A 22,640-nucleotide genomic window follows, 5' to 3' on the forward strand; every position below is an offset into this window, starting at 1 on the left:
CTCCTATTTCAACTGTACGCGAGGATCGAGGAGCTTATAAATCAGATCGGCAATCAAATTAAAAATCATGGTGACGGCTGCCACATAGACTGTAATCGCCTTAATCACAGGAAAATCACTGCGTTCCACCGCAATAATAATTTCCCGTCCAATCCCTGGAATCCCAAAGAAACGCTCAATCAAAAATGCACCAATTAATAAAGCTGGCAAGCTTGCCATCACTTCTGTGACAATCGGAATCGAGGCATTACGCAACACATGAACACCCAAAACCCGTGTTTCAGGCACACCTTTAGCACGGGCAGTACGCACATAGTCCTGATGAATTTCATCCAGCACAAAACTACGATACAGACGTAAGGTCGGTGCAATGCTCACCACCAACATAATCAGGATCGGCAACAAGGAATAATAAAATAGATTTTCGCTAAAGCTATCGCTCCAGCCCTGCACAGGAAACCAGCCCAACTGATAGGCCAAGACATACTGGAAGATAATGATATAGACCAGAATACTGATCGACATGCCGACAGTGCATAGCATCATCACCATACGGTCTGTCAGTGAACCACGTACCGATGCCACCGCCAAGGCCAGTACAATCGAGATCACAGTTTGTAAAATCACCAATGGAACCAGCAAGGTCAGCGATGGCCCCAAACGGGTCAGGATAATCTGCGATACTGATTCGCCTGTACTCCAGCTTGCGCCATAATCAAAAGTCAGAATCTGCTTGATAAAAATCCACAGTTGCACATAGTACGGCTGATCCACGCCCAACTGTTTACGGATATTTTCAATCTGTTCTGGATTGGACATTTTGCCTGCCAGAATATAGGCAGGATCTCCCCCCACCCAGTTAAACAAGAAGAAAATCAGCAAAATGACCCCCAACATGGTCGGGATCATTTGCCATAGTCTACGCACGAGATAAGCAAGCATAATGGCAAATCCTTATTTGACCCGTTGTCCTGTAATTTCACTAAAGAAAGCTTTGTTATCTGGTTCTCTGCCTAAGAAATCTTTGACCAGTTGAGCTGCATTCTTTTGGCTGCCTTGAGATAAAATCGTTTGGCGGTAACGCTGACCCACTTCTGGATTATTCAAGTTATCACCGAAAGCAGACAACATATCCAGAGCCAATACTTCAGACCACATATAACCATAATAGCCTGCCTGATAGCCCATTAAATGCCCGAATTGCCCTGGGAATTGGGTATTTTCTACATAGCCCAATGCGGTTGCGGATTCCATTTTTTTCCAGACATCCATCGGCTGTACTTTGAGTGCATCAGCGCCATGCAATGCCATATCATATTGTGCATAAAGCGTTTGACGTGCATACCCTAATCCACGTCCATAATTATGCACAGCTTTTAATCGTGCAATCAGTGCATCATCCACTCTCGGACAAGCAGGATCACAATAGTCAGCGACTTTAGATAAAGTTTCTTTACGGCGCGCCCATTCTTCATACATTTGCGATGGTGCTTCAACAAAGTCACGCTCGACTGACGTACCCGACTGCCCCACATAACGGGTATCGGACAAAATGCCATGCAAGGCATGTCCAAACTCATGCACAAAAGTTTCAAGCTCATTGCTGTTTAAACCTTTACGATTAAAATTAGTCACTAATACTGAAATTGGTTTACGTTTACTCAGCGTACTGCCCCCATATACGCCCCATACTGCTGCATGACCATATTTACCTTCACGTGGGAACTTATCCATATATAAGCTACCCAATATCTCACCTGTTTTTTGGTCTATAACATCGTAATATTCGACTTCTTGTTGCCATGTATCCACTTTAGCGGCTTTAAACTGAATACCATACAAATTCTCGGAAATTGCAAATAACCATTTCTGTGCGGCGAGTGTTGGGAAATAATCACGCAGTTTTTCTTGGTCAATCTGGTATTTGTCCTTGCGTAGTTTTTCGCTCCAATACCCAACATTCCAACGGTTAATTTCAGCTTTTTCCAAAGAAATATTTAGGGTTTTAGCTTTAAATACACGTAACTCCTGCACCTCTTTTTGCTCTAAAGGTGCCACGACTTTATGAACATCTGCTAAGAAGTTATTCACTGTTTTTGGTGTTTTCGCCATGCGTTTCTTTAATGCCCAGTCTGCATAACTTGGCTGACCAAATAGCTGTGCTAATTCATAACGTAAGTCGACAATCTGTTTAAGCAGGACTAAATTCTTTTCTGTACCACGACGTGTAAATGCCGTTTGATAACGTTTTCTTGCATCATCACTGTCTGAAAGTTCCATAAAAGGTTGATATTCAGGATATTCAAAACCCAATAAATAATTGCCTTTATCATTTTTCTTTAAGCCTGAAATATAACTTTCAGGTAGTCCCTTTAATTCGGCTGGTGTGAATTCTAATTTTTCAGGATTGTCGCGGACATTACGAGAGAACTCTTGCGAAAGTTTGGTGAGTTCATCCAATATATGTTTTAAACGTGCTCGTTTTTCCGGTGCAAGCTGCACCCCTGTATCTTCAAATTGATCAAGAATATCTTGACGATATTTACGATCAATTGGATCTGTTGTTTTGGTATTTTTAATTCGTTGATACAATTTTGGGTTCTGATAAATTTCAGTCTGCAACTGATTGATTTTTACGTCACAATCATCAGCAGCCTTACGAAATTTCGCATCGGGATACACATTGCTATATAAGCTAATTGGCCCAGAAAAATCCTCAAAGCTTGCCATCAATTGATCCCATTCAGCTAGAACAGATGCAGCTGTCGATTGCGGTTGAATGGATTGTTGTTCTAATTGAGAAATACGCTGTTGTAACTTGTGTAAATTCGCATCGCACCATTCTGCACTGTCATTCAGTTTAAAAATAGGTAAAACAGCAGATGTGCTTTCTGCCCACACGCCTTGACTCATCCCTGTCATCACCATAGATAACAGACATAGTGTCGATCGTTTCAACATGTTCTTCGCCATTATTCTCTCCAATTTAATTCATCAATCATTTGGGTTTCTTGCGAACCCTTTTATAGGACTAAGGTTGCTTATCTTGCATATCAATGTACATCCATTCTGCGGGCAGAATCGGATGCTTTTTATAGCCAATCACTCGAGGTTGAGCCACGACAGTACGGTAACGGGTCGACATGAATTGTACAGGCGCATAAAACTCTAACAACCGTGACATTTTGCGATATAACAAATTCCGTTCAGGACCATCAGCAAGTTTCAATGACTGTTCATATAAACGATCATATTCTGGCAATTTAAAACAAGTATGGTTGGTGGCATGAATATTATTGCCATAAAACAACTGCACAAAGTTGTCTGCATCAGGATAGTCTGCAATCCAAGCGGAAGCTTTAAACATGGTTTTACATTGTTTTTCAGCCTTTAAACCTTCTGCAAAAGGCACAGGTTTAGAGACCATATTGACTTTGATATTGGCTAATTCTTTCTTTAACAGTTCTGCCATCTGCATACTGCGTGCACTGCTACTCGATGGCATAAACTCAATCACCAGTGGCTTGCCATTCGGCAACATCCGCCAACCATCTTTGCCCACTTTGTAGTTATAACGATCTAGTAATAAATTTGCTGCTTTGACGGAATACGGAATGCTGCTTCTATAATTGGGATCATGCCCCGCGATACCATAAGGAATCGGCGATTCTAAATTTTTGGCGTTCCCTTTGGCTAAAATGTTGATAAATTTCTCTTTAGAGGTTGCCATCGCCATTGCACGGCGTAAAGCAATTTTCTCTTTACTCACGCCACCGACCACAGGGTTTTGTATATTCCAATACAAATAATCAATCGAAGGGTCAGCAATACGTGAAAGTTGAATCCCTTTTTTTGCCAACTCTGGCTTTAACTGACCATCTTTTAAAGCTTGTGCAGGTAATTCACCATCTAAAGTAAATATATCTAGCCCATCTTTTTGGAACGATAACCATCCTGACTGTGATTCTTCAATCACTTGAATATCGACCACACCAATCTGCGGCATTTTTTTGCCTTGCATTTGCTTTACGATTTTCTGATCTTCAGGATGGGTCGCTTTAAAATTCCATGTATAACCGCGATAATCAGGATTTGCTTTCAAAATAATACGCGAGCCTGGTGTCCATTGTGCGAGAACATAAGGCCCTGTCCCTACAGGATGTCCCATCGCATAGCCTGCTTTATCACGATAATGTTCAATCACTTCACGCGCGACTGCACCCGTTGGTTGATGTGCAAGTAGCATTGGAAAATTATAATTTGGCTCTTTTAATCGAATCACCAAAGTATAACGATCTGGTGTTTGTAGCCCCGCAATCGGCTGATCGTAATTAAATTTTCCATTTTTCGCTGCTTGCTGGATAGCACTATCTATTCCTGAGATACGTCCATCAAACAACCAACTGTTGGGTGAATGTAGATTTGGATCGAGCAAACGTTTAAAAGAATAGGCATAGTCTGCTGCAGTTAATTCTCTCGCTTTGCCTTTAAATACAGGATCAGGGGTGAAATAAATTCCTTTTTTTATTCGAATGGTATAGGTCAAACCATCGGTACTCACTTCTGGCAAAGCCACCGCCGTATTTGGAACGAGTTTTGCGGGTGAAGCTAAATAATCATAGGTATATAATGTTTCAAACACTGAATACAAAATATGTGCTGAATATAAATCTTGTACAGCAACAGGATCAAATCCAGTCTCAGCCACGGGAAAAGCATAACGTAACACTTTTTTTGGATCGGCAGGGCTTTTCGCTTCTGTAATCGTTACCCCTAGACTTAATGTTGTCCCCAATAACAGCACCAGACTAGTCCGTTGCATCGAAAGTTTAAAATTTTGCTTCATCATAAACACATCACTTATTTTTGATTGGGTGAAACAATATCTAAGTATTGCCAGTTGGTATTCATAATTGGATGAGCTTTAAATCCCTGCACATCAGGTTGAATCAACCAGTTCCGAATCCGTGTATCTTGTAAAATCCACGTTCCATCTGCTTCAATTTGGCGACTCATTTTTTCATAGAATGGCATACGTTTTTCAGGGGCTTGCTGCATCGCCTGTTTATATAAATTGTCATAAGCAGCTGACTGATAACAGGATTGATTACCACGACCAACATTCGGACCATAAAGCAATTGCGTGAAATTTTCACCCTCTGGATAATCCGCATGCCATGCTCCACTCCACATCATGTATTGACACTGGGTTGCGGCTTTTAAGTTATCGGCAAAATTACTGACTTTAAAGTCTGCCCGAATCCCGATTGCATCTAGATTTTTCTTCCACAATTCAGAATACATCACGGAAGCTGTACCACTCTCGGTATTTATTTTTAAGGTTAAAGGCTTCCCATTGGGCAAATTACGATAGCCATCTGGACCTTTTTTATAGCCAAAATGATCAAGTAATTTATTGGCTAAAACAGGGTTATAACCAATACTACTGCGATAATTCGGGTTATGACCATTAATGCCTGCAGGTACCAACATTTCAGCCTTAACCGCCTGCCCTTTTCTTAAGATACGAATATATTCATTGACATTAAAAGACATGGCGATGGCACGTCTTAACGCAATTTTATCTAGGCTATTCCCACCAACAACAGGATCACGCATATTCAACATTGAATAGGTGATCTCTGCCTCTTTATTGGCATACAAACGTATACCCTGCTTTTGCATTTCTGCTTTTAACTGATTATTTTGATCAAGCACTTTAGGAATTGCACTTGAAGTGACCTTATCAAAATCCAGTTGTTTGGACTGAAAAGCCAGCCAACGTGATTGTTCTTCTTCGATAATGCTGATATTGACTTTGCCAATTTGTGGCATACGCTTGCCACTCATTTGCTTGACGAGTTGATTATCCCACGCTGTTCCAGTGGACTTAAAATTCCAAACAAAGCCGCGATAATCTGGGTTAGCTACTAGTTCTATTTTACTACGGGGCACATACTTACTCAGCATGTAAGGTCCTGTACCTATGGGATGCATTCCCAATCGATCTTTATAATAATCAACTACTTCACGAGCAGTAGCACCAAACGTACTATAAGCTAGAATATAGGGAAAGTTATAATCAGGTTGAGTCAAGGTAAATTGAAGTGTGTATCGATCTAAGGCTTTTACCCCCTCAATCTTGGCATCATAATTGAAGCGACCTGTTTGTTTCGCTTGCTCAACTAAAGCATTTGCACCCACAATTTTCTGGTCGATAAATGCATATGAAGAAGAATGATTTTTAGGATCTAAAATACGTTTGACCGAATACACATAGTCTTCTGAAATTAACTCTCTACGCTGACCTCTAAATGCTGGATCAGCAGTAAAATAAATACCTGGTTTTATTTTAAATATATAAACCTGACCATTTTTTTCAATCACAGGTAGGCTTTCTGCTGTAGATGGAACCAATTTTACTGGGTTAGCGAGATAATCGTATTGAAGCAATCTTTCAAAAATTACATCGGCGACATTTCCGCTGTAAAAATTAAAAGTTTTAACCATATCAAAACCATCATCTGGGGCTTCAAAAGCAACACGGAGTACTTTATCTGCCTGAGCAGGTGTTTTTGCATACCCCATCGGCATAAATGCAATAACGGTTGATAATACAGTGACCGTAAAAAAAGTTGACTTCAAATCAGTGCTCACATCATCGTTTTTTAATAAATACTAGACTTTTAGATTGTATTCAACTTTATAACCAAACTTACTTTAACTATTTAATAATTCAGTATTTTTATCAAATCATTATTTCTTCTAAAAAATTTAACAAGCAATCAAAACATACTGTTGTTTATCTATTTTATTTCATTGATGACAACTGGAATAAGCTTACTACTCACTTTATAGCCTTGTGGTTTGTTATTACATGCATCTCCGGTTACTGTCGTTCGAATCACATAAGGTGAATAAGGCATGACATTTAAATAACCCGAATTGTCTCGGCCAGTACGGCAATCTTCTGCGCCCAGTTTTTCATCGTAGCGACCGTCATAAGAAGATTCCTCCACTTCTATAATCAGTTTGCTTGTCCACTGAGTGAAATAAACTAAACTTTTAGTAGTTTCAACAGTACCTTGTCCCGACCCAGCACTTTCGATTTCAACCAGTTCAATCGGTTTTCCTTTATACATCGTTGAATGCACTTTAAAGCTATTTGATTGGCCACCAAACTCTTTTAAGATTCGAGCCTGTTTTAATTTTGGACGGGTTAATACATAACCTGCCCAAAAGTTACGCCCTGCATTTTCAAAACTCACACTCGATAAATAGGCTTCTTCACCTGAGATCAGTTTTACGGCTTCGGTTGAATCGATATGAATGGCTTGAGGTGGATTGGCATTTGAATCTTGTAAATTAGTGATCCAACTAATGATGGTATTATCTGTGGGTACAGTAGCGTGAGTTGTCGAGATTAGACCTGACAGGTAGAGGGTTATATAAATAAAATTCTTTTTATTCATTATGATTTCTCTTTAGTGATTAAATCTGAAAGCGGTCTTGACGGAGTCTCCCCCAGCTCTCATCCGATCATAGGGAAACCTTCTTACTTTTCAAAGATGAAAAGTAACAAAAATCTTTTGTTAGACTGACGGTACGTCCTGAGCAATTTCAAAGCAAGGCTTTGAAAGCAGCGCAAGGCACTCTAACTTGGCGGCATCCTTGCCGCCCATCACGATTACAGATATTTACTAGACAATAAATATCTAAAGCTATTTAAATTTTTCCAACTCAATCCATTCTGCTTCTGGAAAATGCTTTGTCAAATAAGCTTTTAAATAATCAGCCGTATCTTTCGAAATAAGTGGATCTTTCGACTCATCCTTTAAGTTATACACCAAAGCATGCAAATTCAAATCACGCTGCTTTAATGCCTCTAAACTCAATAAGGTATGATTAATACTACCTAAACGCCCAGAAGTCACTAAAATAACAGGAAATTGATGTTGAGCAATATAATCAATGGTCAACAACTCTGTGGTTAAAGGCACCATTAAACCGCCCGCACCTTCTAATAGCACCACATCAAAACGCTGAGCAAGCTCTTTAGTTGCAGCTTCGATCTTGGCAAAATCTAGATCACGCCCATCCAAACGCGTGGCTAAATGTGGCGAAGCTGGATAAGTAAAAATTTCAGGCATAGTCAATTTTTCATGATCTTCCTGAAACCAACCACTTCCCATAATTTCACGATGTTTTTCAATGTCTTCAGACACATCGACATTGCCAGTTTGCACCAACTTCTGGGTGATAACACGCTGCCCTTGTTCGGTCCACAGTTTGGCGAGATAACCAGTGGCATAAGTTTTCCCAATTTCTGTATCAATACCGCTGACAAAATAAATTGCTGCACTCATGCTTTTCTCCGTGCAATCACATAAATCGGATGATAAGTTAGACGAAAACCCTGCTCATCATAAAACTGTTGATAATCTGCATAAAACTTCTGCAAGGATTGCTTGGTCCAGCGATGTGATTTCGCTGTTGCGGTCACGCCTGTCGCTTTTAAATGCTGCAATACCGATTTTGGATGATCAAAATAAATCTGCTTCACTTCTTGCTCAATGAACAGCACTTCAAAGTTTTGCTGTTCAAGCTGTCGTTTTAAAAACTCTAGGCTAATATAATTTAAGCCTTGCCCTGTCAACTGCTTAATTTCAGTGAGATTATCTGACCCAAAAGTGGAAAAACCGAAATATGCATTGGGTTTTAAAGCATCATGAATTCGGTGCAATAACGTAGGTAGATCAGTCATCCACTGTAATGCTGAACTAGAAATCACTGCATCTAAGGACTGCGGTAAATGCAGTTGCTCAATATCTCCGATCAACCAAGCTATATTTTCAATCGTTGAAAAATGCTGATCTACATCCTCATAAAGATCATTTAAAAATAGTTGATCAACTTGAAAATAAGAATGAAATAAGTGAGTTAAATTACCCGAACCGCAGCCAATCTCAAGCACACAGGCTAGGTTCTGCGGACAATACACTTTAAGGTATTTAAATAATTGTGCACTAATCTGTTTTTGTACCACAGCATGCTCGACATAGCTTTGCCCTGCTTTGGCAAAACGTTGGGCAACCAGTGCTTTATTAATACTCACAAACACTCCACCAATTGTTGCAATTCATTTTTTTGCACCAAAGAGGTTAATGAAATTCGCAGGCGTGAACTATTTTGTGGCACTGTTGGTGGGCGTACTGGCATAGCATAAAAACCTTGTTGTTGTACATAGCGTGCTTTTTCAATGGCCGCTTGGCTTTCACCTACGATAACTGGAATGATATGACTGCTCGATGGGCTTGAAAAACCTTTTGCAATCACCGCTTGCTGTAAATACTGACTGATCTCGGCCAAGTGCTGACGCTGTTGCTGCATACTCAATACTTTATTAAAAATAAAATCTGACCATGCCATTAAGATCGGTGGCAATGCGGTACTAAAAATCAATGGACGCATTTTATTGATCAGATAATCACGGATAATCGAATCACAAATGATATAACCGCCCACTGAGGCAATTGCTTTGCCAAAGGTTCCCACCAAGAAATCAATCTGATCCAATACGTCATATTGTTCAGCACAACCTAGACCTTGCTCTCCCCTAACCCCAATCGCATGTGCTTCATCGACATATAGCATGGTTTTGGCAAAGCGCTGCTTTAACTGCGCCAATGCAGCTAAATCCGTTTCGTCGCCATCCATACTAAAAATACTTTCAGTCACCACAATAATGCGTTCAACTTGTTCATCGTGATGATACTTTTGCAATAACTGTTCCAGATGCTGCAAATCATTATGGCGATAACGCACATATTGAGCATTCGATAATCGAATGCCATCAATCATACTGGCATGCACTAATTTATCGGCCAGAATCACGGTTTTGCTATCACATAAGGCTGGCAAAATACCGATATTCATGTGGTAGCCACTATTAAAGAGTAAGGCAGCTCGACCAAAGGCTATGCTTAGGCTATTTTCAAATTGTTCATATTCTGCAAAATTACCCGTCAGTAAGCGTGAAGAAGATGAGCTAAACAGTGCACGGTCGATTTGCAAAGTATCAAGAAATTCTTCTCTTAAACTTAAATCAGCGGCTAAACCTAAATAATCATTGGATGCCAAATTCAACATGGTTCGATCTTGAATAGTAATCCATCGTCCTTGCTGTTGATTTGAAGTAAATTGGCGAAAATTACCTTGCTGTTTGAGCTGGTCAAGCTGCTCGGCATAATGATCAAGCAAGGACATTGGCATTTGCTCCTTGCATATTTTTTACCACTTCACTCATCTGTGCTAATAAATAATGGAGTTCGTCATTTGTGATCACATACGGTGGCATTACATAGACCAATTTTCCAAATGGTCGTACCCAAATACCCCGTTCAACAAACTGTTGCTGCAAGGTTTTCATATCGACATTGCTGGTTAATTCAACCACACCAATCGCACCTAGAACCCGTACATCCGCAACATGATCAAGCTGTGATAAATCATTTAACTGTTCAACCAGAATCTTTTCAATCCGTTGAATATTGGCTTGCCAATCCTGTTCCACCAATAATTGGGTGCTTCTTAATGCTACTGCACAAGCCAGCGGATTCGCCATAAAGGTTGGGCCGTGCATAAACACACCCGCTTCACCACGACTAATGCTTTCAGCCACTTGCTTGGTGGTCAAGGTTGCAGACAGCGTCATATAACCACCCGTTAAACCTTTGCCAATACACATAATATCGGGTTCAACTTGGGCATGTTCCCAAGCAAACATTTTGCCTGTGCGCCCAAAACCCGTGGCAATCTCATCGACAATTAACAATAAATTGTATTGTTCACATAACGCCTTGGCTTGGCGTAAATACTCAGGATGATAAAAACGCATGCCACCTGCACCTTGTACAATCGGCTCAATAATCAGAGCAGCAATAGTGTGATGATGCTGTTCGATCTGTTGTTTGAGTTGCTGAATATCATGTGGATTCCATTCACCATCAAAACGACTTTGTGGCGCGGGTACAAAAATTCGATTCGGTAAACTTGTACCAAAAATTTGATGCATCCCCGTGACTGGATCACACACCGACATCGCATTCCATGTATCGCCATGATAGCCAGAACGGGTGGTAATAAAATTGGTTTTCGCGGGTTGATTCAACGCAGCCCAATATTGCACGGCCATTTTTAAGGCCACTTCTACAGCAACTGAACCTGAATCTGCATAGAAAATTTTATCTAAACTCGGCGGCGTAATTTTTAATAGTAATTTACCTAATTCAATTGCAGGGTCATGGGTCAGACCACCAAACATGATATGCGCCATGTTTTGCAATTGGTCAGCAACTGCCTTGTTTAGTTCTGGATGGTTATAGCCATGAATCGCACACCACCATGACGACATGCCATCAACCAAAGTTCGCCCATCTTCTAATTCAATGGTTGCGCCATAGGCACGTTTCACTTTAAAAGTTGGCAATGGATTTAACATCGAAGTATAGGGATGCCATATATGTTCTAAATCAAATAAATCGGTCATCCTCTACCTCATTTGCTGCTATTTCAAAATTTTCCATCAGCCTAATCACACTTTTCGATACTCGGAAATGTCATCTGCAACCTGCGTGATATAAACAAGATACAAGGCTTAGTACACTAGATCAAAAGAAAAAGTGAAAGAAGTGAACAGGTTTTGCAGATGACAAATGGTTTTGCCTACTTTTCCCGAAAGAAAAGTAGGTCGCCGAAGGCATATCCTGAAAATGGATGAGTACTCGGCACGATTCCGTTAGATCTATAAAATAGGTTTTATCTTAAACTTGTCAAAAGCTAAAATATATTGCGAGAACTCTCAATTCAAGCAAGATTAAACCGTCTATTGAATAAAATCTTCAATTATTTGCACAGTCTGCTCCACCATAAAGCATGGAAAACCATGTGAAGCTCCTTCAACAGAAACGATAGATGAATTATTTGCAGCTAAATCTTTAGTTTTTTGCATAACTTGGTAAGGAACTAAAGCATCATACTCGGCAAAGACATGCAACTGCTTACCCTGATACTTTTTATACATTTCAACCAGATTTAATTGCTCCAGCAACTGCAACCCATCCCGAAGCAAAGCAATTGGTTGTGGACGAATCAATTTCTGCATAGCCACGAAGTCTTTTTTTGCCGAACTTGTACCTTGACAGACCAATAAGCCAAACCGTTTTAGCGTGGTAATGGCATCCTGTTCAAATGATTGTTTAAATTGCATAAAACTTTCAACAGGCATAGCAGTCATCCAATCTGCTTGAGCAACAAAACATGGATTCGATGCTAAAGTGATTAAAACTTTCTGTTCAGCATATTGTTGTTGTATTTGATTGACCAAGATTGTTGCCAGTTGTCCGCCAAGCGACCATCCAATAATTACATCATATTCAACCGCAAGTTCGACATGCTGTTGTAAAACATCACCATTCAAGACATTAAAAATATTAATCCGCTCAACACTATGTCCCTTTTGTTCTAAAGCCTCATGTAATGGCTTTAATAATTCTGCTCCACCTCCCCATCCTGTGATGAGTAGAATCCTATAAGTCACGCGCTTGCTCAATTGCAAAAAGTTGAATGCAGTATACTCTCCGATTTATACGAGTCATTATTTTCCTAATCAATTCCTTTCATAATGCTTTGCTCAAAAGACACCATAAAACGGATCAAAATTCTTTAAAGAATTTTCTAACCCATATGATTTCGAAATTTGCTAAAGTAGAGTCTATTACACTTTGAGATCAACATGATGAATACGACAAAGTCCAAAGTTATTATTTTATGCAGTTTGTTTTTTTTACTTGGTATCCCTAGCCTTAGTACAGCGCAAACTTCTATTTTTTCTAAGCAAAATACAGCTCAAAAAGAATGGGTTGGACAGTCTGCACCAGATTTTAAACTGCAAGATCAAAGTGGTAAATGGCACACTTTAAACCAATATAAAGGCAAGTGGATTGTACTTTATTTCTACCCTAAAGATGACACTGCGGGATGTACTCAAGAAGCGAATCAATTTAAATCACTTTATCCTCAATTCTTAAAGTCGAATGCAGTCGTGCTGGGTGTTAGCTTAGACGATGTTGCATCACATCAAAAGTTTTCACAAAAGCTCGGTTTACCTTTCCCAATTTTGGCAGATGAAAAAGGCGAACTTGCTGGAAAATTTGGTATTGTCAGAAACCTCGGGATTACAAAAATTGCCAAACGTGAGAGTTTCTTGATTAATCCTCAAAGTGCAATTATGTATCACTACACAAGTGTGAATACACAAACGCATGCTGATCAAGTATTAAAAGATTTAAAAGAATCCCAAACTAAAAGATAATTCATAAATAAAAAACTCAGCAGGTGCTGAGTTTTTTATTTATTCGAAAATCTTAAATTTGCGATTGAATATAATTTTGCAAACCAATTAATTCAATTAAACGCAATTGTTTTTCTAACCAATACGTATGATCTTCTTCTGTGTCCGAAAGCTGCTGACGCAACATATCACGACTAATGTAATCACCTTTATCTTCACAAAGCTTAATGCCTGTCGCTAGTTTTTCACGCACATGATATTCAAGTGCTAAATCAGCTTTTAAACAACTTACGACATCTGTACCCACATTGATGTCTTCACGATTCATATTCGGTTGAGCACCCAAAAATAAAACACGGCGAATGATTGAATCAGCATGTGAAGCTTCTTCTTGCATTTCATGATCAATACGCTCGTAAATTTTACTTAAGCCCCAATCTTCGTACATTCTTGAATGAATTAAATATTGATCACGAGCAGCCAATTCACCACCAATGAGCATATTTAAATAGTCGATGACTTCTGGATTGCCACGCATAATATTTACTCCTATCGAATAATAATATTATGGTGAACTTAAATCATATTTGCAAAATTAAATTATGTAAGTTTATGATTTTTATAAAATTAAAATGAGAAACATACGCATTTACAGTTTTAATTCGCCTAATTTATCTAATTAAAATAAGCCTTTGCACATTGGACAGACCTTTACAGCTCAATGAATTTAATCAAAATCCTTTGTTTAATTTTTTGTAACAATTCGCAATGCTTCTTATTCCACTGCAATTTTGATCAAAAAAGATTAAAAAATGACTGCTCGGCTGTTGTTTGTCTATACAAAATTCGGTAAATAACATCAATCACAAAAACACAATGCGGAAATAAAATGGATAAAAGTAAGCCAATTCTGGTCACGGGTGCAACGGGTTATATTGCGAGCTGGATTATCGAACGCCTGTTGAATCAGGGTTATAGCGTTCATGCTACGGTTCGAGATCTATCTAAGAAAAATAAAATTCAGCACCTGTATGATCTAGCAGATAAATCATCAGGACAAATCCAGTTTTACCAAGCAGATTTACTCGAACCAAATTCCTTTGATGAAGCTATGCAAGGTTGTGAAGTCGTCATCCATACTGCCTCCCCTTTTGTTGTGACCAACTATAAAGATGCGGTCAAAGACATTATTGAGCCCGCGGTAAAAGGAACAGAAAATGTACTGGACAGTGTCAATCGTACAGAATCAGTCAAACGTGTGGTTCTCACTTCAAGTATTGCCTCAACCTATGGCGATGCGATTGAGATTCAAAATACCGCGAATAATGAGTTTGATGAAAGTCACTGGAACAATACGAGTAGTGAAACGCACCAACCCTATCCATATTCAAAAGTCGCGGCTGAACGTAAAGCTTGGGAAATGGCCGAGCAACAAAATCGCTGGAGTCTAGTCTGCATTAACCCTGCGTTAGTGATGGGGCCATCACTCACTGATGCAAGTCAATCAGGCAGTATCGAAGTATTACAACAATTCGGCAATGGTACCACCCTGTTTGGTGTACCACCGATGTGGAATGGTATAGTAGACGTCCGTGACGTTGCCGATGCACATGTGGCTGCGGCATTAAATCCTCAAGCTCAAGGTCGTTATATCATTTGTGGTGGCACTTTAAGCTTACTCGAAATGGGTAAGGCATTAACGCAAAAATTTGGCTACAGATACCCTTTCCCACATTTTACCGTGCCTAAAGCAGCTTTTTCCTTGATCGCACCAGTATTTGGACATTCCCGTCAATTTGTAAAACTGAATATGGGTTATCCTATCTACTTTAATTCACAACGTAGTGTGACAGATTTAGGGATTCAATATCGCAATATTCGTGAAAGTGTTTGTGAACATTTCCAGCAATTGCTTGATGATGGGATTGTTAAAAAATATATTTAACACATTAAAAGGCGGCATCAACATGCCGCCTTTTTCTTCTCAAGGATCAACTTTAAATTAACTCGAGAAGAAAGAAATTAATTTTCATACTGCGCTAAAAATGCCAAAAATTCTTGTTCATTCATCACGCGAATCTCAAGCTTTTGCGCTTTATCCAATTTGCTTCCCGCTTTTTCCCCTGCCACCACACATTTGGTTTTACTAGAAACACTGCCACTGACACGTGCACCCAAAGCTTGTAACTTTTGTGTCGCCTCATCACGCCCCATAGTTTCCAGTGTACCCGTCACCACCCAACTCTCACCATTCAATGGCTGACGAGTCGGTGCAGTTGGTGCATCCCAGTGAATGCCTGCTGCCGATAAACGATCGAGTACTTCAATGTTATGTGGTGCTTGGAAAAAGTCAGCAATCCACTCTGCTGTAATATCACCGACATCTGGCGTTTTCTTAAGTGCTTCAACATCGGCTACTTTCAAAGCATCCAAAGTTTGGAAAGTATTGGCTAACATGCGTGCTGTAGTTTCACCGACACCACGAATACCTAAGCCATAAATAAAACGTGCCAAGGTGGTTTTCTTACTTGCTTCGATTGCATCAATCAGATTTTGAACGGATTTTTCACCCATTTTCTCGATGGTCAATAAGGTGTCACGATGTTCATGCAAATGATAAATATCAGCGACATCTTTGAGTAAGTCGAGATGTAATAGTGATTCCACCCAACGATCGCCCAAACCTTCAATATCCAAGGCTTTACGGGATACAAAGTGACGAATCGCTTCAATCCGTTGTGCTGCACAGTATAAACCACCCGAACAACGTGCCAACGCTTCCCCCTCTGGCATCACAACAGGTGAATCACAGACTGGACAATTGGTCGGAAGATGAACCATCTCTGCATCGGCAGGTCGAAACTCAGCCCAAACTTTTTCAACTTTTGGAATCACATCACCAGTACGGTAGACGCTCACAGTATCGCCTACACGCACATCTAAACGATGAATTTCACCAATATTATGTAGAGTCACATTGGATACGGTAACGCCTCCCACAAACACAGGGGCTAAACGCGCAACTGGGGTAAGTGTCCCAGTACGTCCCACTTGCCAGTCAATATTTTCGACTTTAGTGAGCGCAGCCTGTGCTGGGAATTTATAAGCTGTTGCCCAACGCGGTTCACGACTTAAAAAACCCAATTGTTGTTGCTGTTTAAGGCTGTCCACCTTAATCACCATACCATCAATTTCGACTTTAAGATCTGGGCGCTCTTGTTGGATTTGTTCATAACGCTGTTGAACTTCTTCAATCGAAGCACACAAGAATTGACGTTCAGCAATTTCAAAACCAAATTTGGTCAGCCAATGCAAACTATCGTGCATCGTAGCCAAACCATGATTTGGGACACACTGCGCGATACCATACGCATAGAACGCCAATGGACGTGAGGCTGCGATATTTGGATCGAGCTGCCTTAGACTTCCTGCTGCGGCATTCCGTGGATTCGCAAAAGTCTTCTCGCCTTTCGCTTCTTGATCGGCATTGAGTTTTTCAAAGCCTTGCTTTGGCATCAGCACTTCACCACGCACCTCAAGAAACTCTGGAATGGCTTGATGCTGACTTGATAATACTTTGGGCAAGTTACGAATAGTTTTGACATTTTGGGTAATGTCTTCACCTGTCTCGCCATCACCACGAGTGACACCACGAACCAATACACCATTTTCATACCAAAGTGAAATCGCCAAACCGTCAAGCTTGAGTTCAACTTCATATTGAACTTTTTGATTAGGTAAACGCTCATCAATACGGCGTGCAAAGGCAAACAGGTCTTCCTGATTAAAAACATTACCTAAAGACAGCATCGGCACTGCATGAGTCACGCTTTCAAATTTTGACAACGCTTGACCACCGACTTTATTGGTTGGGGTATCTGCCTGAATACATTCTGGATATTGTTGTTCTAAGGCTTTCAGTTGATGAAATAAATGGTCATATTCACTATCAGAAATGGAAGGTTGATCCATCACATAATAAGCATGATTATGTTTTGCAATCAGTTGAATTAACTGACGCATTTGCTCAATAACCGAGTTGTGTTCCATTTAAATTTCACCATATAAAAGGGCGGAAAAACCGCCCTATAATTTTTTACTAAATTTATTATAAAAGATTCATTAGACGGTTGCTTGATTTGGACGATAATCAATCACATGATGACGCCAATGTTCTTTCAACTGCGGTGTAAATTCTAAATTATTTTCATCATAGACCTTACCATCAATCTCACGCGCAATTAAGCCTGCGATACTGGTCATCATGTCATAACCTGTCACCGCCTTGCTGTTTGGCAATGCAAGGAAAAATGCCAAACCTTGTACTTGTTCTCCCGACAAACTTTCCAAATCAAAACCAGCAGGTCCATTATCTGTGACACGTAATACAGAGAACATTAATGGGCTTGGCTCATCGGTATTTTCATAACGATGGAAGCAAGACATCTCTCCAAAACGCAGACCGTATTTCAACAATACTTTGAGAGCTTTATCACCAGACAAAGCACGGCGTGGGTTTGGATAAACATTAAGGGCAATGATCTGTTCAGCAGTCGCCAATGCACTTTCATCATCACAGCGTTGCTGCTCATGCAGATGCACATCCAGAATATTGCTTTCACCATCAAATTCTTCAATTTCAACAGTTGCAATATTTGGGTTTAAGCTAAGCTCTGTTTCAGCTTTCTCATCCTCAGCTTTTTCTGGCGTTGCTAAAAGTGCTTCAACTTCATCTTGAGACTGCGATTCAGGAATTGTCTCTTGTTTATTTGCACTCCTAGTGAACTCAACGACTGGCTCAGGTTCAATCACAACATCAGTTTCACTCGCTTTTACAATATTTTTTGCAGCAGTTGTTTCAACTGGCGCTTTTGCTTCAATCGGTGCCGTGTTAAAACTTGGTTCAACGCGTTCAACTGTAGCGGCGACATTGCTTTGTAGGAGTTGATCTCGCACATGACGAGGAATCACAGGTTGCTGACTTTCAGGGTTAACATGAAGATCTGCTTCTAATGAAGGCTCAACTGGTTTTGGTTTTCTTAAAATCATGATCAAACCAACGAGCATAATCACAACAGCGATAACAATGCCTATTATTGTATTCATTTCCATATTAGGACTCCGCAACTAACCCGTATTCTTTTGCCTGTTCTAAATCGACAGTCACTAATTTTGATGTGCCCGGCTCTGGCATGGTCACTCCCAGTAAATCAGTTGCCATTGTCATCGCCAATTTATTATGTGTAATGTAAATGAATTGCACTTGTTCAGAAAGCTCTTTTACCAAATTACAATACCGCTGTACGTTGGCATCATCAAGTGGTGCATCAACTTCATCTAATACACAGAAAGGTGCTGGATTTAACCTAAAGATCGCAAATACTAAAGCCAGAGCAGTTAAGGTCTTTTCACCACCTGACAATAATGCCAGAGAACTGTTACGTTTACCTGGCGGACGCGCCATTAATTTCACACCCGACTGCCAATCATCTTCAAGGCTTAAAGTCGCTTCACCACCACCAAATACCTTTGGAAATAGCAGTTGTAACTCTTGATTGACCTGATCAAAAGTGGTCATAAACAACTTACGCGTTTCTTGATCAATACTTTTCATCGCGTCTTTAAGCTGATCAACCGTATTTTGCAGATCTTGCATCTGGTGACTCAGCTCATCAAAACGCTGTGAAACTTCTTCGTATTCTTGTGAAGCCGCTAAATTCACAGCACCGATTTTCTCGAATTGCTGCTGCGCTTTTTCCAGTTTTTGCTGATGATCTTTCATTTCTATCGACAGATCAGATAAAGCTTCCGCATTTAATTCTTTCAGCTGTTCCAGATAATGTTCACGATCTGATTTTGCTGCCTGCCATGCTAAACGCTTTTGTTCCAACTGCTCACGCACCTGCTCGTCTTTCTGTTGAGCTTGATGACGTTGTTCTGTGAGTTGTTGCTGTTTCTCTTGTACTTGATTGAGTTCAAGCTGCCATTCATTCCATGTTTTCTGTAGCTTTTCTGTTTGCTGGAATTGCTCGTGAAATTCAGACTCCAAGTTCGGCAGCTCAAGCTGAATCGGATCAACAAACTTCTTGGCCTGCTCAATTTGTTCAATGATTTGACGATATTGTGTTTTCAGGAACGAGATATCTTTTTCCAACAACTCAATTTGCTGATTGGCTTGCGAGGTCTGGCGGCGTAAAGCTTCACGTTGCTGTTGTTGTTGAGTCAACTGCTGTTGTTGCTCATCCAACTGCTCATTCAAGTTTTCCACCTGAAACTGCAAGGTTTTATAATTTGGCAACACCGCTTCTAATTTCAATGCAAGCGCATGTAAATCAATTTCCAGATCATCACGCTGCATGGCATCTTCTTCAAGCTGCACATCCAGTTGTTTCAGTTGCTCTGCCAGTTGCTGCTGTTGCAGCACAAAAGCCTGTGCGGTACTTTGTAGCTTGGCAATCTGCACATCCAGTTGCTGCAACTCTTTTTGCTTTTGTTTCAGGTTTTGTTGTTGTTGCTGCAAGCGCTGTTGCTGCTGTTGCATCACCTGCTGCTGTTGCGAAAACTGATGTTCCAGATCAAGCAGTTGCGGTTGCTTCTGTACCAGTTGCTGTTCAATTTTCTCTAAACGGACTTGATGACTGAGCATACCCTGTGCCGTTTGACTGTCTTCATCGTAATGCAAAGCAATCACCCAATCGGCACCGACATGATAACCATCTAGCGTTAAAATCGATTGTACTTGCTGGAGATCCACTTGATATCGCAAAGCTGCGGCTAAATCTTCTGCAACGGCGACATTAGCCCAAAGCGAAGATTGTGGCTCTTCGATCCAATCACTTAAACAAGCGAGTCCTGCAACTTGAACAGGCGGCCGTTGTGATGATTTTAACTGTCGTGCGATACCCTCTTGGAATGCTTGCTCATTCCCAATCAACTGCGCTTGCAGCCACTTAGCCAAGAACTTCTCAATAATGCTTGCATGCGCTTTAGCTTGAGCGCTTAAACGTAGGCTTTGCATCAGTCGAACTGCATGTTGATCCTGCTTCGGGCTTTGCTTTGCGACAAGCTGATTCAGGTTTTTTTGTTCAGCCAATAAAACCTGAATTTCAGTTTTCAGGCTTTGCAGATCCATTTTGTTCGACTGTTGTTGATCTTGCTTAGTCTGAACATTCTGCTGTAATTGTTCAATCGCAGTTTCTAACGCAATAATTTCCTGTTGCAGTTGCGGCTGCAATTGTTCTAACTGCGCCTGTTCATCATCCTGAACCTGAGCACGAATCTGAGTGGTTTGTGTTTGCAGGGTCTGCTTTTGCTGCTCAATCCGTAGCACATTCTTACCCAACTGCTCAATTTGCGCTGCCATCTGCAACTTTTTTTGCTGTTGCTGATCGACTTGGATTTTCAGTTGTTCAAATTGCTGTTGTGCTTGCTTATGTTGTGCTTGAACATCAGTAAAATTTTGCTCAGCCGTTTGTGTCTGCTGTTCTAAAGCAAGTAAGCTTTCGTTTTGCTCATCAAATTGAGTTGTTAAAGTTTCGACCTGTAACTCTGATAATTGTAAACGCTCTTTGGTTTGTAATTTTTGCTGTTCAAGTTGAACCAAACTACTGCTGTTTTGCTGGAATAAACTCTGTTTTTGTTCCAAGGTCATTTTTAATTCAGACAGCTTTTTCTCAGCCTGTTGCCATTCATGCTGTAAAGGCGAAGACTGCTGAATTAAACGCTGGAATAAAGCACTGGTGGCTTCAAGATCATGTTCAATGGTTTGAGATTCAGAACGAACCAGTTTAAAATTTTCGCCCAGTGCCGTCATTTCAACAGTATATTCTTGCTGTAATTTCTGACTTTGATTCGCTTGGAACGAAAGGATTTCAATTTTTAAAGTTCGAATCTGCCCTTCTAAGGTCTTATATTGAATTGCGGCTTCAGACTGGCGCTTTAAACTTCTAAGTTGGGATTTTAGTTCAGCGGCAATATCGTCTAAACGCGCCAAATTCTGTTCAGTATGTTCTAAGTGCTGTAAGGTTTCACGGCGGCGTGCCTGATAGCGCGAAACCCCTGCAGCTTCTTCAATAAACACGCGCATTTCTTCGGGCTTGGCATCGACCAAACGGTTAATCATGCCCTGTTCGATCACCGCATAAGAACGTGGCCCTAGGCCTGTCCCCAAGAAAATATCGGTGATATCACGACGACGACAACGCGTGCCATTTAAGAAATATTCAGACTTACCTTCACGTGTGACTTGGCGACGGACGGCCAGCTCGCTATAAGCATTATAAGCACCACCTAATTTGCCATAAGTATTATCAAAACGAAGTTCGACACTGGCAACCCCGACAGGTTTACGTTTGGCTGTTCCGGTAAAAATGACATCCTGCATACTACCGCCGCGCAACTGACGTGCATTGGATTCACCCATCACCCAACGAATAGCATCGATGACATTTGATTTACCGCAACCGTTCGGTCCAACCACCGCAGTACGGTTTGCTTTGAAATGTAATGTAGTACTATCGGCAAAAGATTTAAAGCCTGAAAGTTTTAAACTGCTTAAACGCATACTGCCCTAACTAGCGGCGTGAGCGTCTAGCCCAAGCCAATTCAATCTGTTTCATACGTGTCAGAGATTCCAACACAAGGTTACGTAAGTGTCGACAAAAATCTTCCATAAATAAAGCGGCTTGTTGTGATTTTCGGATCAAAATAGCATCAATCACTAACTTAAACAGGGTAAAAGATTCCTGTAATTCACGACGTGAAGTATTTAAGGTTAAAAAGTAGCTACGACGTAACGAAGGCAACAGTTCTTTATAAAATTGCATTAAATAGGGATTGGCCACCATATCATGCTGATCTGCTAAATATTTAAAAATCGAATCGTAGAATTTTTCAATGTCCCCAGCACGTACAAATTCAACCAGTTGATCTAATAAGGTCTGTAGCTGTTCAGCCTCGTTAACTCTCCAAGTCTCACTAATTCGTTGCACAATATGCCCAAGTACCATGACATTGGTATCAAACAAAGCTTTAACTTGTTGAGCTGACATTTCAGAAACAATTGCACCACGTCTTGGGAAAATTTCAATTAAATAAGTACGTTCTAGTAGTAGCAAAGCTTCACGAACAGAACCTCGACTCACATCTAATTCTTTCGCAATACGTAGCTCTTGAATACGCTCTCCCTCAACCAGCTCACCACTAATAATTTGTTCACTAATATATTTTGCAATCTGTTCAGAAAGACTATCAGCCTCTTCGAGATTCATGATCCCCTCGCTATCGTTGT

At 40.5% G+C, this 22,640-nt stretch carries 17 protein-coding genes; 2 read left to right on the forward strand and 15 right to left on the reverse strand.

The features are described 5' to 3' along the window. Positions 1–3: 3 nt before the first annotated feature. The 10 genes from CDG59_RS08190 to CDG59_RS08235 all read right to left on the reverse strand — a co-directional run bounded on the left by CDG59_RS08190 (position 4) and on the right by CDG59_RS08235 (position 12,598). Positions 4–942 (reverse strand): ABC transporter permease, encoded by a 939-nt coding sequence (locus tag CDG59_RS08190; RefSeq protein ID WP_087544735.1) that lies wholly within the window; start codon positions 940–942, stop codon positions 4–6. A 12-nt stretch (positions 943–954) separates the two neighbouring features. Continuing rightward, on the reverse strand, positions 955–2,973 hold the full coding sequence (locus CDG59_RS08195; protein WP_087544736.1) for a M3 family metallopeptidase: 2,019 nt from the start codon (positions 2,971–2,973) through the stop codon (positions 955–957). Positions 2,974–3,031: 58 nt separating this feature from the next. Beyond that, the gene (locus tag CDG59_RS08200) at positions 3,032–4,846 is read right to left on the reverse strand and encodes an ABC transporter substrate-binding protein (protein ID WP_087544738.1); all 1,815 of its coding nucleotides are present in this window, start codon (positions 4,844–4,846) and stop codon (positions 3,032–3,034) included. Between the two features lie 14 nt (positions 4,847–4,860). After that, positions 4,861–6,645, reverse strand: coding sequence for an ABC transporter substrate-binding protein (locus CDG59_RS08205; protein WP_087544739.1), 1,785 nt, complete (start codon positions 6,643–6,645; stop codon positions 4,861–4,863). A gap of 161 nt (positions 6,646–6,806) precedes the next feature. After that, positions 6,807–7,472, reverse strand: coding sequence for a hypothetical protein (locus CDG59_RS08210; protein ID WP_087544741.1), 666 nt, complete (start codon positions 7,470–7,472; stop codon positions 6,807–6,809). Positions 7,473–7,721: 249 nt separating this feature from the next. Further along, complete coding sequence (bioD, locus tag CDG59_RS08215; protein WP_005158468.1) at positions 7,722–8,366, reverse strand: dethiobiotin synthase; 645 nt, start codon at positions 8,364–8,366, stop codon at positions 7,722–7,724. Next, positions 8,363–9,115 (reverse strand): malonyl-ACP O-methyltransferase BioC, encoded by a 753-nt coding sequence (gene bioC, locus CDG59_RS08220; RefSeq protein ID WP_087544742.1) that lies wholly within the window; start codon positions 9,113–9,115, stop codon positions 8,363–8,365. The genes bioD and bioC overlap by 4 nt, the downstream gene beginning before the upstream one ends. Then, positions 9,112–10,266, reverse strand: coding sequence for an 8-amino-7-oxononanoate synthase (locus tag CDG59_RS08225; RefSeq protein WP_087544744.1), 1,155 nt, complete (start codon positions 10,264–10,266; stop codon positions 9,112–9,114). The genes bioC and CDG59_RS08225 overlap by 4 nt, the downstream gene beginning before the upstream one ends. Beyond that, complete coding sequence (gene bioA / locus CDG59_RS08230; protein ID WP_087544745.1) at positions 10,253–11,548, reverse strand: adenosylmethionine--8-amino-7-oxononanoate transaminase; 1,296 nt, start codon at positions 11,546–11,548, stop codon at positions 10,253–10,255. Before bioA ends, CDG59_RS08225 begins: the two co-directional genes overlap by 14 nt. Before the next feature lie 336 nt (positions 11,549–11,884). Next, the gene (locus CDG59_RS08235; protein ID WP_087544746.1) at positions 11,885–12,598 is read right to left on the reverse strand and encodes a hydrolase; all 714 of its coding nucleotides are present in this window, start codon (positions 12,596–12,598) and stop codon (positions 11,885–11,887) included. A 195-nt stretch (positions 12,599–12,793) separates the two neighbouring features. Between CDG59_RS08235 and CDG59_RS08240 the strand changes: the two genes are divergently transcribed. Further along, complete coding sequence (locus CDG59_RS08240) at positions 12,794–13,372, forward strand: peroxiredoxin (protein ID WP_087544748.1); 579 nt, start codon at positions 12,794–12,796, stop codon at positions 13,370–13,372. Between the two features lie 52 nt (positions 13,373–13,424). Here the strand turns inward: CDG59_RS08240 and ftn are convergent, their stop codons facing one another. Next, a complete protein-coding gene (gene ftn / locus CDG59_RS08245; protein ID WP_004663600.1) occupies positions 13,425–13,889 on the reverse strand; it encodes a heteropolymeric bacterioferritin subunit Ftn in 465 nt (154 codons plus the stop codon). 351 nt (positions 13,890–14,240) lie between these two features. Here ftn and CDG59_RS08250 point away from each other — a divergent pair, with 351 nt between their 5' ends. Continuing rightward, a complete protein-coding gene (locus CDG59_RS08250; protein WP_087544749.1) occupies positions 14,241–15,296 on the forward strand; it encodes an SDR family oxidoreductase in 1,056 nt (351 codons plus the stop codon). Between the two features lie 77 nt (positions 15,297–15,373). Here CDG59_RS08250 and ligA read toward each other — a convergent pair whose 3' ends face one another. The 4 genes from ligA to CDG59_RS08270 form a co-directional block, all read right to left on the reverse strand. Continuing rightward, positions 15,374–17,401, reverse strand: coding sequence for an NAD-dependent DNA ligase LigA (gene ligA, locus CDG59_RS08255; protein WP_087544751.1), 2,028 nt, complete (start codon positions 17,399–17,401; stop codon positions 15,374–15,376). A gap of 72 nt (positions 17,402–17,473) precedes the next feature. After that, positions 17,474–18,463, reverse strand: coding sequence for a cell division protein ZipA C-terminal FtsZ-binding domain-containing protein (locus CDG59_RS08260; protein WP_087544752.1), 990 nt, complete (start codon positions 18,461–18,463; stop codon positions 17,474–17,476). Between the two features lies 1 nt (position 18,464). Beyond that, positions 18,465–21,914, reverse strand: coding sequence for a chromosome segregation protein SMC (gene smc, locus CDG59_RS08265; RefSeq protein WP_087544754.1), 3,450 nt, complete (start codon positions 21,912–21,914; stop codon positions 18,465–18,467). 10 nt (positions 21,915–21,924) lie between these two features. Beyond that, positions 21,925–22,620 (reverse strand): GntR family transcriptional regulator, encoded by a 696-nt coding sequence (locus CDG59_RS08270; RefSeq protein ID WP_004663651.1) that lies wholly within the window; start codon positions 22,618–22,620, stop codon positions 21,925–21,927. Between the last annotated feature and the right edge of the window lie 20 nt (positions 22,621–22,640).

The organism is Acinetobacter sp. WCHA29 (genome assembly GCF_002165335.1).
In the GTDB taxonomy this organism is placed as follows: domain Bacteria; phylum Pseudomonadota; class Gammaproteobacteria; order Pseudomonadales; family Moraxellaceae; genus Acinetobacter.